Annotated in this window: 12 protein-coding genes; 5 read left to right on the top strand and 7 right to left on the bottom strand. The window is 41.4% G+C overall.

The window, feature by feature from the left end:
* Positions 1 to 256 precede the first annotated feature (256 nt).
* Together AACW45_RS20360 and AACW45_RS20355 are read right to left on the bottom strand one after the other, a co-directional pair.
* Positions 257 to 2,101: a bifunctional serine/threonine-protein kinase/formylglycine-generating enzyme family protein gene (locus AACW45_RS20360; protein ID WP_190634231.1), complete on the bottom strand. Its 1,845-nt coding sequence runs from the start codon at positions 2,099 to 2,101 to the stop codon at positions 257 to 259.
* A 355-nt stretch (positions 2,102 to 2,456) separates the two neighbouring features.
* Positions 2,457 to 3,182 (bottom strand): ABC transporter permease, encoded by a 726-nt coding sequence (locus AACW45_RS20355; RefSeq protein WP_199322672.1) that lies wholly within the window; start codon positions 3,180 to 3,182, stop codon positions 2,457 to 2,459.
* Between the two features lie 616 nt (positions 3,183 to 3,798).
* On the opposite strand from AACW45_RS20355, the gene AACW45_RS20350 reads away from it, so the two are divergent.
* Positions 3,799 to 4,884, top strand: coding sequence for a glycosyltransferase family 4 protein (locus AACW45_RS20350; RefSeq protein WP_190634230.1), 1,086 nt, complete (start codon positions 3,799 to 3,801; stop codon positions 4,882 to 4,884).
* A 747-nt stretch (positions 4,885 to 5,631) separates the two neighbouring features.
* A complete protein-coding gene (locus tag AACW45_RS20345) occupies positions 5,632 to 7,782 on the top strand; it encodes a DUF1565 domain-containing protein (protein ID WP_190634228.1) in 2,151 nt (716 codons plus the stop codon).
* A 77-nt stretch (positions 7,783 to 7,859) separates the two neighbouring features.
* Here the strand turns inward: AACW45_RS20345 and AACW45_RS20340 are convergent, their stop codons facing one another.
* The 5 genes from AACW45_RS20340 to AACW45_RS20320 all read right to left on the bottom strand — a co-directional run bounded on the left by AACW45_RS20340 (position 7,860) and on the right by AACW45_RS20320 (position 11,272).
* The gene (locus AACW45_RS20340; RefSeq protein ID WP_190634226.1) at positions 7,860 to 8,468 is read right to left on the bottom strand and encodes a DUF4129 domain-containing protein; all 609 of its coding nucleotides are present in this window, start codon (positions 8,466 to 8,468) and stop codon (positions 7,860 to 7,862) included.
* A gap of 263 nt (positions 8,469 to 8,731) precedes the next feature.
* Positions 8,732 to 9,592 carry a sulfite exporter TauE/SafE family protein gene (locus AACW45_RS20335; protein ID WP_190634224.1) on the bottom strand — a complete coding sequence of 287 codons (861 nt, stop codon included), beginning with the start codon at positions 9,590 to 9,592 and terminating at the stop codon, positions 8,732 to 8,734.
* Positions 9,589 to 10,128, bottom strand: a complete 540-nt coding sequence (locus AACW45_RS20330; RefSeq protein WP_190634222.1) for a rhodanese-like domain-containing protein — start codon at positions 10,126 to 10,128, stop codon at positions 9,589 to 9,591. The genes AACW45_RS20335 and AACW45_RS20330 overlap by 4 nt, the downstream gene beginning before the upstream one ends.
* Before the next feature lie 94 nt (positions 10,129 to 10,222).
* The gene (locus AACW45_RS20325) at positions 10,223 to 10,915 is read right to left on the bottom strand and encodes an MBL fold metallo-hydrolase (protein WP_190634273.1); all 693 of its coding nucleotides are present in this window, start codon (positions 10,913 to 10,915) and stop codon (positions 10,223 to 10,225) included.
* A gap of 126 nt (positions 10,916 to 11,041) precedes the next feature.
* The gene (locus AACW45_RS20320) at positions 11,042 to 11,272 is read right to left on the bottom strand and encodes a hypothetical protein (RefSeq protein ID WP_190634221.1); all 231 of its coding nucleotides are present in this window, start codon (positions 11,270 to 11,272) and stop codon (positions 11,042 to 11,044) included.
* Between the two features lie 413 nt (positions 11,273 to 11,685).
* Here AACW45_RS20320 and AACW45_RS20315 point away from each other — a divergent pair, with 413 nt between their 5' ends.
* The 3 genes from AACW45_RS20315 (at position 11,686) to AACW45_RS20305 (ending at position 13,984) form a co-directional block, all read left to right on the top strand.
* Positions 11,686 to 12,990 carry an NAD(P)/FAD-dependent oxidoreductase gene (locus AACW45_RS20315; protein ID WP_190634219.1) on the top strand — a complete coding sequence of 435 codons (1,305 nt, stop codon included), beginning with the start codon at positions 11,686 to 11,688 and terminating at the stop codon, positions 12,988 to 12,990.
* A 154-nt stretch (positions 12,991 to 13,144) separates the two neighbouring features.
* The gene (locus AACW45_RS20310; protein ID WP_190546227.1) at positions 13,145 to 13,438 is read left to right on the top strand and encodes an ArsR/SmtB family transcription factor; all 294 of its coding nucleotides are present in this window, start codon (positions 13,145 to 13,147) and stop codon (positions 13,436 to 13,438) included.
* Positions 13,439 to 13,588: 150 nt separating this feature from the next.
* A complete protein-coding gene (locus AACW45_RS20305) occupies positions 13,589 to 13,984 on the top strand; it encodes an SCP-2 sterol transfer family protein (protein WP_096646170.1) in 396 nt (131 codons plus the stop codon).
* The last annotated feature ends 121 nt before the right edge of the window (positions 13,985 to 14,105 follow it).

Below are 14,105 nucleotides of genomic sequence, written 5' to 3'. Positions count from 1 at the left end.
GCTTAAAATGTTGCCATAGAATTTGCTTGTGGGGTGGACAGCGTTCGACTGAGCGCTCACGCCGAAGTCTTGTCCGCCCAGGACGGGCGAGACGCCCATCCCACAAGAGTTTTATTAATGCATTATTTTAACCTTGCCAAGGGTATACAAGATTTTTAACACAATTTTAAATGTAGATTCAAGTTGAATAAATAACAAATAAACACACATTATTGATGGGTGTTTATAACAGGTTGATGAGTTACAAAACCTAATTTTAACTATTTCCTTCCACAGAAAAAACTACCCGAAAGCCACAAATTCTCAATCCACCGTCTGACTCATTCCAACTGCGACTAGCGCTGCGACAAAGTTCTGCGCCAAAACTCCAGGAACCACCACGGAGTACGCGACGATGAATATCACCACCTTCTTCCCAAACTCTAGCGTCTGCGGGTGCGCCTTGATAATTATTGTGCCAAGGATCGGCGCACCATTCCCATACTAGCCCGTGCATGTCGTACAATCCAAAGGCGTTGGCAACTTCAAAACTACCAACGTTGGTGGTTTCTTTGCGGTATTTGGTATCGCTGTAACTACAACTGACTAATTCTGGGGTAATGGTTTCCCCAAAGTGAAAGGATGTCTTAGTTCCAGCGCGACAAGCATATTCCCATTCAGCTTCGCTGGGTAAACGATATTCGCGTCCGGTTTTTTCGGCTAATCTTGCACAAAATTCCACCGCTTCATGCCAAGATACATTCTCGACTGGACGATTGGGGCCTTTATTTTTCGAGGGGTTGGGATTTAATGATTGTTTAATTTTTGGTAATGCGGTGACAACTTTCCACTGTGCTTGGGTAATTGGATATTTCCCCATGAAAAAGGGTGCGACTGTAACTAGATGTTGGGGACGTTCATCAGCATCACCTTCACATTCTGGGGAACCCATCATGAAAGTACCGCCAGGAATTGAAACCATTTCTAGGGCGATCGCTTTTCCCAATTCTTCGGTAAAGTATTTACTATACATGCGATCGCGGTTTACTTCTCTACCACCTGTGTCTACTGTGACGACATCAAATTCAAAGTTTTGTAAGGAAGGTAGGGGTTTGATGGGTTTTTGTTGTTTTGTCTTTGGCGTTCCCGTGAGTAATAGGCGCTGAGAAATCGCGAAAATCTCTGCTTCTAAGCTGGATGTGGTGGTAGATTTTAAATCATTCAGGACTTCGTTAGCTGTTTGATATCTATCTTTCGGTAAATGTTGCAGCAGTTTATCCAGGATTTTCGCTAAACCATCACTAATGGTAATGCCATGTTCTTGTAATTTCTCTGGCCATAACCATTGAGCATTCATGGCATCATACAGATTATCTTTAATGTTGCCATCACCGTTTTGTAAGGGCAAACATTGAGTTAATAGGCGAATACAAGTTACACCTAAAGCATATAAATCGCTAGCATGACAAGCAAAACCAGCCATTTGTTCTGTAGGCGCATAACCAATTGTATAAATGACTGTAGCTTGTTTGGCTAAACTGGTTTGGGTGACTTGTTTCGCGCCACCAAAATCAATTAATACTGGTTTCCTATCGCTATCGCGGCGAATAATATTTTCTGGTTTAATATCTCGATGAATTACATTGCGTGAATGAATAAAATCGAGAACTGGCAATATATCAGTTAATAATTGGCGAATTTCATTTTCCGTAAAGCATTGTTTTTGAACTTCTTGTAACAGGGTTTTACCTTGAATAAATTCTTGGACTAGATATAAACTAGAACCTTGTTCAAAGTAAGCTAATAATCGGGGAATTTGGGTGTGATTTTCTCCTAATTCATACAGCCGAAATGCTTCTTCTTTAAAGAATTCTGCGGCTTTCTGACGTTGTCCTGTACCTTGAACTTGAGGAAAAAATTGCTTGATGACACAAGGCGCATCTAGTCTATCTGCGTCTTCGGCTGCATAAGTTCTACTAAAACCGCCTTCACCTAATAGTCTTAAAACACGGTAGCGGTTGCGCAACATTTTGCCAAAGTTGCTTTGTCCGCAACTTATACAAAATACATTGCCGTCATGATTGAAGGGATTTGAGCAATTGGGATTTTGGCAGATTTGCATAATGTAGGGTAGGTAGCATCTTGTCCAAAGTTAGCCCCAATATTATCTAATAGTAAAAACAGATTTACAGACAAATAAATACGTACAGATTTAATCTGTGTAGATACTTAAATGATGCAATTAAGATGGAGCTATGTGATTTATTTGTTGAACTCTGTTTGTAACTTTTTAAATAGGTGTAAATATAAGAGCAATTATTTTTATTACATAAGAATAATAATAGTAATTTCCTATATTTGTCAACAGAATTAGAGTTGTATTACCAAATACAACTAATTAGTAAATTTATTAATTGCTGTGGCGAAATTCAAAGCGGCTTGCTTAAAGCTTTTGGCTGTTAATTAACCGCTAATTTTTAATTTTCATCTCCGTAAGCGCGAATTAATTCGGCTACAAAAGCGACGAAGGCAGAAATTAAAATTAAGATGACGCTCAAAGCGTTAATATCTGGTTTTACTCCGGTTCTAATGCGACTAAAAATTTCCATTGGTAAGGTGTTATAACCACTACCTGCGGTAAAACTGGCAATCAGAAAATCGTCTAAACTCAAGACAAAAGCTAATAGACAACCCGCAATAATACCAGGCATTAATTGAGGTAATAATACTTTGATAAAAGCCTGTACTGGTGTTGCGCCTAAATCTAAAGCTGCTTCCTCTAGGTGAGGATTTAAGTGCGCCAAGCGGGAAGAAACGACTAAGCCGACGTAGGCGAGACAAAATACTACATGGGCGGCAATAATTGTCCACAAACTTAAGGGAATGGCAAATGCGGCTAAAAAGACGAGGGTGGCGACTGCGATCGCAATATCGGGAATAATCAACGGTAAATAAGCTATTCCCTGATACAATTTCTTCAGGGGAAACTGATAACGCGCTAAACCTACAGCCATTAATGTTCCTAAGACTGCGGAAATTGCCACTGCGCTAAAGGCAACGATTAAACTATTCTGTAAAGCTGAAGCAATACGCTCATCGCTGAATAATTGCCGATACCAATCGAGAGTAAATCCTTGCCAACTTGCACTGTAAGGCGATTTGTTGAAGCTATAAAAGGAAAGTACCAGTATGGGCAGGTACATAAAGATAAATATAATTACTGATAAAACCGCCTGCCAAACGACACGCGGTTTTTTTGAGGAGGAAGAGATATTCACGTTAAGGTGGTTAGATAAATTTTAATCAGCCAATAATTATATTCTGACTATGTTTAGCAGTCAAGATAAGTAGTTACACGCGATCGAACAAAGGCAGAAGGCACACTTCGACTTCGCTCAGTGTGCAGAGGGCAGAAGTCAAGAAAAAAGAATTTTTCCCTTTGCCAAAAGGAACACAAAGAAGGTGTTCGCAAATCATTGAGAGTTTACTGTAGCAGCAAGACTTAAGCATCTGTTTCCAGATGATTTGATTGCTAAATCAATCAATTGCACAATTATTTGTAGCGGAGCATAAATATAGAGAAGTCTTATATATTGGCTCAAAAAGCATTTTTTTACCTCTGAAGTATCAGATAAATTCCCTATAAAGATAGAAGAAAAGACTTAAACTAAAATTTTACTATTCTCTAGTAATTCAAAATACGCTTGGCGTTCACAGGGTGCTTTGAGCTTAGGTTGCATTGCTGAAAATTATTCATTAACTATGCAACTTGCAAAGCAGAAATATCTCAGCCAAGACTAAATTTTTAGGAGGTTTGTGATGCGAATTGCTCAAATAGCCCCACTATGGGAGAGAGTCCCACCTCCCGCTTATGGAGGTATAGAGTTAGTAGTGGGGTTGCTAACTGATGAACTGGTGCGACGCGGACATGAAGTGACATTATTTGCGTCTGGAGATTCTATCAGTTTGGCAGAGCTGCAATCGGTTCACCCTCGTGCTTTAAGACTCGATCCCCATGTCAAGGAATATGGCATTTACGAGATGTTGCAATTGGGTTCAGTCTACGAGCGAGCCGACGAATTTGATATCATTCATTCTCACATGGGTTGTGCAGCATTACCCTACGCGAATCTCGTAAAAACTCCTACAGTTCATACCTTGCATGGGATTTTTACCCCTGACAACGAAAAGATGTTTCAATTTGCCAAAAATCAACCTTATATCAGCATTTCTGAGGCGCAACGCGAAACTAGATTAGGGTTGAATTATGTAGCCACTGCATATAACGGAATTGATGTTAGCAGTTATAAATTTCACGCTCAACCTAACGATCCCCCTTATCTAGCATTTTTAGGTAGGATATCGCCAGAGAAAGGAACCCATTTAGCGATACAAGTTGCTAAACAAGCGGGTTGGCATTTAAAAATTGCTGGGAAAGTAGATGTTGTGGATGTGGAATATTACGAGAAAGAAGTTAAACCCCTAATTGATGGTAAGCAAATAGAATATTTAGGTGAAGCCAACCACGAGCAAAAAAATGCTCTGATGGGAGGTGCTGTAGCTACCTTATTTCCTATTACTTGGCGCGAACCATTTGGGTTAGTCATGGTGGAATCTATGGCGGCGGGGACACCAGTAATTGCCATGAAACTCGGCTCAACAGTGGAAGTCATCGATGATGGTAAAACAGGCTTTCTCTGTGAAAATACTGATGAGTTTATCAGTGCGATCGCTAAAGTTGCAGATTTAGATCGCTACGCCTGCAGACAGCATGTAGAAAACCGCTTTAGCTTGCAAAAGATGACAGACAGTTATGAAGCCGTGTATCGCCAAATTGTACAAAAGCGATTTGCCCAAAATGGTCGTTCTCATAGCCTAGCCGGTTTAGGTGCAAGCAGCATTTAGGTGGACTTTTCTAGTTCACCTTTTTATTAGCTAGAAAACACAAGCAAAACTTCTCTCTAGACTATACAGATAAACATCTACGGGCGACGATGTTTATCTGTTTTTTGTCATTTGTCATTTGTCATTTGTCATTTGTCATTTGTCAGTAGTCAGTAGGGGAACTCCAAAAAATAAATTATGCCAAATTGTAGGGGCGGGGTAACCCCGCCCCTACGAGTTACGGGTTTGGTAAGTTAATGATTGGAATATTTTTTTATTTGGAAGTCCCTAGTCAGTAGTCAGTAGGGGCGGGTTTATTGAGAATAATCGTTAATCGGTGAGGATATTTGTGAACCCGCCCGTACATTTGTCAACAGTCAACCGTCAACCGTCAACCGTCAACCATCAACCCCATCTGTAAATCTTCTGCCATATTTGCAGGACATATACCATAAATATGGTTAATATATTTAGACAATGTTAAATCTACTGAATTTAACAGGTTTTCATCAACAATGAGCGCTTTAGCTACAGGGTGTATTTTTTATGGCGCTTTCAGGCTTTTACAAGTCTGAACTCTTAGTATATTAGGTGTTATCTCCCACGGCTTCATAATACTTAATATTTATTTGAGCAAAAACCAGTTTTTTGAACTTATGACTGTGTATATCCCAATAGGCAATTGGTGAATATGTTGAGTAACATAATCGACATACTATTAATTCAGAGTATAAAAATTTATTCTATCTTCACAGGAGTGCTGTCACGGTGATTTCCCCTATTGTGTTTCCTAGAGATCGTAGGTCTGAAATTCTGCCAGCAACGGTAGTTGCTAAGAGCGATCGCCCATTTTCTACCGCAAATTTGAGACTAAATCCAGTTAGTCGCGTCTCCGTATTATCTTTGAGTGTTGGTATCAGTTTAGCTCTGTTGACTTTCCTGGGAGGCAGTGTTGGTAGTGCTTTCGGACAAGTACCGCCTGTGGGAGAAAAGCAAATTTCTCAGGTAAACGAGCTATTTGTCAACCCGGCGATTGGCGAAGATAAAGAAGGTAATGGTGGGGAAAGCAATCCTTTTAAAACTATTACCCAAGCATTACAGAAAGCTACACCAAATACAGTAATTACCCTGAGTCCAGGTACTTATAGCAGTGAAACTGGGGAGTCGTTTCCTTTAATCCTCAGACAAGGCGTTTCTCTTCAAGGTAACCCTAGCAATCAAGGTCAAGGGATTACAATTCAGGGTGGTGGTGAATACCTCAGCCGCAGTTATGGCGGTCAAAATGTGGCAATTGTCGGCGCAAACCAAGCAGGTTTAACTGGGGTAACTGTAACTAATCCCAATCCCAGAGGTTATGGTGTATGGATTGAGTCTAGTAATTCAGTAATTTCACAGAACACATTTACTGGAAATACCCAGGATGGGGTATTTGTGACGGGAACTGCGACACCCACTATTAGCCAGAATACCTTTTATCGCAATAGCGCTAATGGGATCACCCTTGCGGGTACTTCTCAAGCCCAGGTAAGAGAAAATGTATTTCAAGAAACTGGCTATGGAATTAATATTGCTCAAAATGCGACTCCGATTATTTTAAATAATCAAATTATACAAAATAGGTCTGGTATAGTCGTTCAAGCTAACGCTCGCCCAGTTTTACGCAATAATATTATTGAAGGTAGTAAAGAAGATGGCATGGTAGCGATCGCGCAAGCTATGCCAGATTTAGGTAATAGTGCGGAACCAGGTGGTAATCAATTTCGTAATAATGCCCGTTACGACATTAACGCCAATGCAGCCAAACAGGTAATTACTGCTGTCGGGAATAATCTCGCAAGCGATCGCATTGCTGGTAAAGTTAATCTTCAAGTTCCCAGAACACTCATTGCTAGTAATACCCCTCCCGCATCTAGCGCACAGCAAGAAGTACCAAATACAGGTGAGATTATCTTCTCTGCGCCGGGAATGGCGGAAACTCCTAGCCAAGTAAACATCCCAGCTAATAACAGTAATTCGCCTAATAACCTAAATATTGGCAGATTGAATCCCCAACTATTACCACTCCATCCAGCCAATACATCACGCAACCTTCCTAAACCGAATCCAGTCGTTACTACACCTACCCCAACAGTTAACTCATCAGTTCCTGGCTTTCCTGTTCCCAGCAGCTTGGTAGGTGGACAAACACCAGTAGCGAATGTAGCACCTGTAACTAATTCGGGCAATGTACCCCAGTTAAATTACGTACAAATTAATCCTAGTGCAATTGAGTTTACTCCACCCCAACCGCCAAGCAACTCTGTAGTTAAGCCAGCATCCAGAGCTAGAGGGAAAAAACAGTCGTCACAAAGGCGACCTGTTGCATCTACGGGTTCTAATATTTTGCCTGTTCCTAGTTCCAATATCCCGATGGGTAATACTCGGAATATGCGCCGAGTTCCCGTACCGGACAGTTATCCAACTGGGAATTATGGCGTAGCTACACCGAATAATATTGCACCAAATAATATCGCACCCATAAATCCAGATTCCTTACCCAATGCAGTAGCACCAATGGGTAATAGTGCAATACCGAATAGTGCGATGACGCCAATGGGTAATAGTGCAATAACCTACAGTCCTACAACACCCATAAATCCCGACTCCTTACCCAATGCAGTAGCGCCAATGGGTAGCAATCCCCCATCATACACAACAGGGTTCGCACCAATGGGTGTACGTTTCCGCGTATTAGTGGAAGTCGCCAGCGAAAGAGATCAAGAAGTAGTCAGATACCTTGTTCCTGGTTCTTTCTCCACTGTTTCCCAAGGACGCAACTTGATGCAAGCGGGAGTATTTAGCAATCGCTCAAATGCTGAAGGGGTAGTGAATATGCTCAACACCAATGGTTTAAGAGCGATGATTCAAGTGTTGAATTAGGGGCTAAGGAAGGGGGACAAATGATAATTGTACAGACGCGATTAATCGCGTCTCTGATTAATCGCGTCTCTAACTCTTCACTCCCCTGCTATCTCTCGATACGCTTGTTGGCAATGCTCATAATTTTCTGGCAAAATTTCGGCATTGCTAAAACACAATTGTTCGTGAGTGGTAATTAAAGTTTCATAGGGTTGGATGGGGGTAACAGAAGAACGTAGCAATTGCAAATATTCGCCATCAGTGCGGCTGGGTTGATGGCGAATGACGCTGCGATCGTGCAATTGCTGTAATAAGGCGAGATATAATGAACGACAAGCTTCTCGGTAATTACCCTGTCGGTAAAATTGGCGCGATCGCTCTAACAATAAACCAATAGATAATTCATTAGATGCGGTTGCTGGGTTATTTGCAAAATTATTACCTCTACTCCTTAACCAAGCATAGATATAGGGGCGAAATTCTCTCCACAATAGCCAAGCTAACCAAATCAACAATCCGCCTACAACCAACCAAAACAGAAAATAGAGTATCTTCGCTAACCAAGGACTAATAGCCCATTGTTGAGGCCATTCTGGTAGCGCCAATTGAAATCGGGAAAATTCATATTCTATCCATTCACTCACTTGTTGGCGTAACTGAGAAAGCTGCCAATCCCAGCTTGTTTTTTCAAAAGAATCTGTAGGCATAGAAAATTGGGAAAGGGGTTTTTCCAGTCGCGCTATCACTAATATTGAATGCGGCGAGTTTAGACAGGGAAATACAAAAATAATATGTTTATTATATCAAGTATAATCAAACACTGATTTTCCTATATATACCACAATGTAGCGCAGATTATTTTGACGATAAATGTAGTTCAATTACTGGAAAATATGTAGTTAGTAAAAATTTGGTCTTGATGCGATCGCTCTTACTACCTCATTCCAAATACATATTTACACTGATTTTATTAGTGATTGTAGTAATTTCGGAAATTCTTCTGCGTGATTTTTACAGGGCTGTGTTTTGGGATCGCAGATGATTGGGGATGATGGCGATTTTGCACCAATACTAATGCTGCAACTGCAAGCAGAAAATAGCCAAAGGTTTTCTGAAGTTTCTGCGCGGGGACAAACTGCGCTAAATATGCACCGGGAATTATGCCGAAACTGGCAGCGATAATAAACGACAGCATCAGATTCCAGTTAAGTGAGACTTGTCCCAGATAACCCAAAAAGCCTGTAACTGAATTGAAGACAATAATTAGTAGCGATGTGCCGATCGCCTTTTTCATCGGTACATTTCCTAATAGTACCAAAGCTGGGACGATCGCAAATCCACCACCAACGCCCACCAATCCAGTTAATATCCCTACGCCTAAGCCTTCAGTCATTAACCACAACCAGCAATATTTACATACAGGTCGGGGATAAAATGCTAGTTGTGGATCTGGGGTGCTAGGCTGAGAACTCCGGCGAATCATAAATACTGCTGCTAACAACATCATGATGGCAAACAGCATCATTTGCAAGCTTTCGGTGATGATGGGGAGTGTGGCAATTTTCGCCCCGATAAATGCACCCAACATTGTGGCGGAACCAAATATCATAGCTGTCTTCAAGCTGACATTTTTGGCTCGCCAGTGGGGAATTACTCCCAGTAAACTAACTGTACCGACAATTACCAGGGTCATAGCGATCGCAGATTTTGGCGGTATACCCATGACGTAAACTAAGATGGGCAACGCCAGCACCGAACCACCACCACCAATTAAGCCCAGGCTTAAGCCAATACAAGCAGCTAGTAGATGTCCAACAATCCACAGTGTCATACAATACTCCGCCGATTGTAAGGTAGTTTCGCCAGCATCATCCCCAATATACAAGTGTCTGTTATGCCTGAATAGATTAAGCCTGCTCCCATGACGCCACTAACAAGTAGAAACCAGGGAGAAACAAATGCTCCTAGTAATGTACTGATTAATACTGTTGAACCTACAATAATTTGAACTTGGCGCAACAAGCTAATTGGAGCTTTGCGGTTGATGTTGGTAGGATAACCAGCTTCTTTCCATGCACCAATCCCACCGTTTAAATGAGTAACGGTTGCAAACCCAGCACTAAATAGCTTTTGGGCTGCCATTGCCGAGCGATTACCAGAGCGACAGTAGAGAACGATGCTACCATCTTGAGGAATCTTGCGCGGGTCAAAGTTGGAGAGGGAAACTAATGTTGCGCCTGGGATATGTTCTCCTGCATACTCAGCTGGTTCGCGCACATCTATTAATGTCACAGCTTTTTGTTCTACTAGCTGTTTGAGAGTTTGCGCGCTCACAGTTTGTAATTTGTTCACACCAGAAGTAGTCATCGAATTGTATCCTTGTAATGAAAAGGCAGAAGGCAGAAGGCAAAGGGCAGAAGTAAAGAAGTTTGGAAGTATATTTTTTTGACTGTATATTCAACTAAGCGGCGGCGCTACCACAACGCTGATTTGCTGGAACGGCTTCTTGGATTTTCTTGGGTTGGGGTAGGTTGAGATTTGCCATTAATTGAACAAATTCGCTGCGGCTACGTCCGGCTAATCGTGGGTTCCATTGTTTCTCTTCACCAATAGTAGAAACTGTCTGTCCGCGATAATCGTGACCGGGATAAACTAAGGTTTCATCGGGTAGGGTAAACAATCTCTGCGTGATGGCGTCATACATGGCTTCTGCATTCCCGCTTTGGAAGTCTGTTCTTCCGCAACCACGAATCAGTAGCGCGTCTCCAGTTAACAAGTGAGTACCATTAACCAGATATGCATTATGGCTGTCGGTATGACCGGGAGTAGCGATCGCTTCTATTTTCACAGTCCCTAACTCTAATACTTCTTTATCTTTCATTAAGCGGTCTGCACAAGCAACTTGCGCATTCTCTGGTACGATTCCTTGACAACCTGTTAACTCTCGCAGTTTTGCTGTACCTGTAATATGGTCGGCGTGAATATGAGTTTCTAGACAGTATTTGAGAGTTAGTCCTAGTTCATTGAGCAATTTGATATCCCGTTCCACTTGCTCTAATACCGGATCGACTAAGACCGCAAATTTAGTGGCGCGATCGGCAATTAAATAAGTATATGTACTTGTTTCTGGGTCAAATAGTTGTCTAAATAACATCATGGCTGACTCCGATTATTGTTTTTGCTAGTTATCTTTATCTATCATACTACTATATAGTAATATAATTAAATTGTCTAGAGATTTGGCAAAAATATAATTGAAATTCTTGATTAGTAAGCCTTTCTACTCTATGTCATCACAGGAACGGCGACGGCAGTAATACCGTAAGCCCCATAGAGAAGTAACTAAAATCACAATCTTTAAGACCATAGGACTGAAAACAAAACTAATAAATAGGCTGATTACGGCAATGGTGCTGGTTAAAATCACTACTATCTCTTCATGACGGAAGTTGAATCGCAGAAACATGGCGATCAGTGCAACCATAAATGCCAGGATCGAGGATGTATACATAGAAATGCACCTTGCAAAAGAGTCAATAGTCAATAGTCTTGAGTCCGTAGGGGCGGGTTTATTTGGATCTTTGTTAATCAATGAGGATAGCGGTGAACCCGCCCCTACAGTTGTCATTTTTCAGGGAAATGAAGTAAACAGAAGTCACAATCTGCCGTATTTGTTCCTCATACCCTATTCCTCAAAAACTGCCATAGCGTAAAAACCTGAAATTGAATGTAAAGATTTTTATGATTTTAATTTACCAACAGCTTTTATTACTATATAGTTATATCATAAGATGGTAGTTATAAGGTAAAACTGCTGGAGTAAGTCAGTTGCAGACGCCACGAGACGGTATCAGTGAGCAAACCTTGTAACTAGTGAGAGCTGGTTGACTCTAGCTTGATTAAATAGTTACCGGGGGGAATTTTATGGCTCGAATTGTGGTGATTGGTGCGGGAATCGGCGGATTACCCGTTACCTACGAACTGCGACGACTACTACCAAAACAGCATCAAATTACACTCATTTCCAATACCCCTAAATTCACTTTTATTCCTTCTCTACCTTGGGTAGGTTTGAATCTTAAAGAACTTGAGAGTATTCAATTAGATGTAAAAGATTTGCTAGTAAATCGCGGAATAAATTTGATATTAGGAGGAGTAAGCCAAATTCAACCAGAATTACAGCAAATAGTTGTAGACGATACTGTAATTGCTTATGACTACATAGTGATTGCGACGGGTGCAGAACTCGCATTAGACGTAATCCCTGGATTGGATCGAGGATATGTGCAATCGGTGTGTAATCCACATCATGCAATCCAAGCTGCCGAATGTTGGAAAAAATTTCTTCAAGAACCAGGGCCTATAGTGGTGGGAGCCGTACCCGGTGCTAGTTGTTTTGGCCCGGCTTACGAGTTTGCATTACTAACAGATTGGTTATTGCGAAAATATGGATTACGCGATCGCGCTTCCATTACTTTTGTCACCCCAGAACCCTATGTTGGACATTTGGGAATTGGGGGAATGGCAAATTCTGCGGAGTTAGTTACTAAATTACTGCAAGAAAAAGAAATTACAGTACTGGAAAATACTTCTATTAGCTATGTTGGGACAGACACAATTTATTTAGCAAATGGGCGTTCTCTACCCTTTAGTTTTAGTATGTTACTTCCGCCATTTCGCGGGCCGCGTTTCTTACGAGAAGCGCCTGGTTTAACTGATCAAAAAGGATTTTTACCTGTACTACCAACTTATCAGCATCCTCAATTTCCTTCCATATATAGCGTAGGAGTAATTACCCAACTCAAACCACCAGAACAAACACCGATTCCCATCGGTGTACCCAAAACCGGACAAATGACAGAAGCAATGGGAATGGCTGTAGCTCATAACATTGCTGTCCAACTTAAGGCGATTTCTGCACCCTTGGTAACACCAACGTTAGAAGCACTTTGTTTAGCCGATTTTGGCGATACAGGAATTGCATTTTTAGCAGACCAAGTTTTACCAGATCCCATTACTCAAAAAAGGCGACGAGCCATAGCTAAAGAAGGAATTTGGGTAAGCTGGGCGAAGACTGCTTTTGAGCAATTTTTCTTAGCTAAAATGCGTTGGGGTTTAGCAGTTCCTTGGTTCGAGCATTGGGGATTAAATCTTATAGGTTTAACCCTAGTAAAACCAGTTAAAGAATTGGATTTATCACAAAATCCTCAACCTGTGGAAATGAAATAGTAATTGGTCATTGGTCATTGGTCATTTGTAGAAAGTTTAGAAAATGTAGGGTGTGTTGTCGCGTAGCGCAACGCACCGCTAAAAAATCAAAGTTTCTTACTAAATCTAGCTATTTGACGACTGAATTTATGGGAATAATCGTTATTAAAGATGTATGGAAATTGCGCTAAACCCGAACGAATTAGAATTACTAGCACGCCGCTTTAAAGTTTTAGCAGAACCGACAAGATTGCAGATTTTAGGAGCATTATGCAATCAAGAGCAGACTGTGCAAGAAATATGCGATCGCACTGGGCTGAAACAAGGAAATGTCTCTAGACACCTGCAACTAATGAAAGACGCAGGAGTTTTAACCTGTCGCCGTGAGGGTTCTTGGCGCTACTACCGCGTCATCGACACAGAACTTTTATCTATGTGCAAACATGTTTTCCGCAACGTTACGAGGTGAATTATGATCCCTTGCCACATCCGACGAATTTTTTCTTGGTTATTACTACTTGGCAGTTTAGCTCTACTAATTTGGGGGAATCAGTAGTTTGTTAGTCATTTGGTATCTCTCCCTAACCCCTAGTCCCTAGTCCCTAATTGGAGTAAAAACATGACAGAATTATTTTCCTCAGAATGGATGCAAGCTTACGCAGAAAAATGGAATCAAGAGCCTGAGTTAGCAGATGCACTCAAACAAATTCATTTCAGTTCCGTAATTGGTTATGGGTTTGAAGATGAGCCAGAACCAAGAGGTGTACTGACCATTATCGATGGAAAAGCCATCCATGCAGAGACCTACAATGGGCAAAAACTCAACTGGGACTTACGCGCCGACAAGGATCATTGGCAACAGTGGGTAACCAAAGGCTTAAACATGATGGGATTAAGCATGGCTTATATGTCACGAAAACTGCAATTCCGTGTAGGAGATTATCTTGCCATGATTAAAGATCCACGTATGGCAGGGCCATTTATCAAATCCTTCTCAGTTATGGGTAGAGTTTAAATCACTCCTCAACCTCATTTTCTCTGCGCCTCTGCGCAACGGCAGTCGCTACAACGGGGGGAACCCCCGCAACGCGCTGCCTCCTCTGCGTGAGAAAAATTATCTCTAAACCCCAATCCAA

Origin of the sequence: Calothrix sp. FACHB-168 (assembly GCF_963889195.1) — a bacterium.
Taxonomy (GTDB): domain Bacteria; phylum Cyanobacteriota; class Cyanobacteriia; order Cyanobacteriales; family Nostocaceae; genus Aulosira; species Aulosira anomala_A.
This window is presented reverse-complemented; position numbering and strand designations above follow the sequence as displayed.

Bases quoted from the DNA above. Each gene is read 5' to 3' on its own strand.
- AACW45_RS20360 (WP_190634231.1), bottom strand. From the start codon at position 2,101: ATGCAAATCTGCCAAAATCCCAATTGCTCAAATCCCTTCAATCATGAC.
- AACW45_RS20355 (WP_199322672.1), bottom strand. From the start codon at position 3,182: ATGTACCTGCCCATACTGGTACTTTCCTTTTATAGCTTCAACAAATCG.
- AACW45_RS20350 (WP_190634230.1), top strand. From the start codon at position 3,799: ATGCGAATTGCTCAAATAGCCCCACTATGGGAGAGAGTCCCACCTCCC.
- AACW45_RS20340 (WP_190634226.1), bottom strand. From the start codon at position 8,468: ATGCCTACAGATTCTTTTGAAAAAACAAGCTGGGATTGGCAGCTTTCT.
- AACW45_RS20335 (WP_190634224.1), bottom strand. From the start codon at position 9,592: ATGACACTGTGGATTGTTGGACATCTACTAGCTGCTTGTATTGGCTTA.
- AACW45_RS20330 (WP_190634222.1), bottom strand. From the start codon at position 10,128: ATGACTACTTCTGGTGTGAACAAATTACAAACTGTGAGCGCGCAAACT.
- AACW45_RS20325 (WP_190634273.1), bottom strand. From the start codon at position 10,915: ATGTTATTTAGACAACTATTTGACCCAGAAACAAGTACATATACTTAT.
- AACW45_RS20320 (WP_190634221.1), bottom strand. From the start codon at position 11,272: ATGTATACATCCTCGATCCTGGCATTTATGGTTGCACTGATCGCCATG.
- AACW45_RS20315 (WP_190634219.1), top strand. From the start codon at position 11,686: ATGGCTCGAATTGTGGTGATTGGTGCGGGAATCGGCGGATTACCCGTT.
- AACW45_RS20310 (WP_190546227.1), top strand. From the start codon at position 13,145: ATGGAAATTGCGCTAAACCCGAACGAATTAGAATTACTAGCACGCCGC.
- AACW45_RS20305 (WP_096646170.1), top strand. From the start codon at position 13,589: ATGACAGAATTATTTTCCTCAGAATGGATGCAAGCTTACGCAGAAAAA.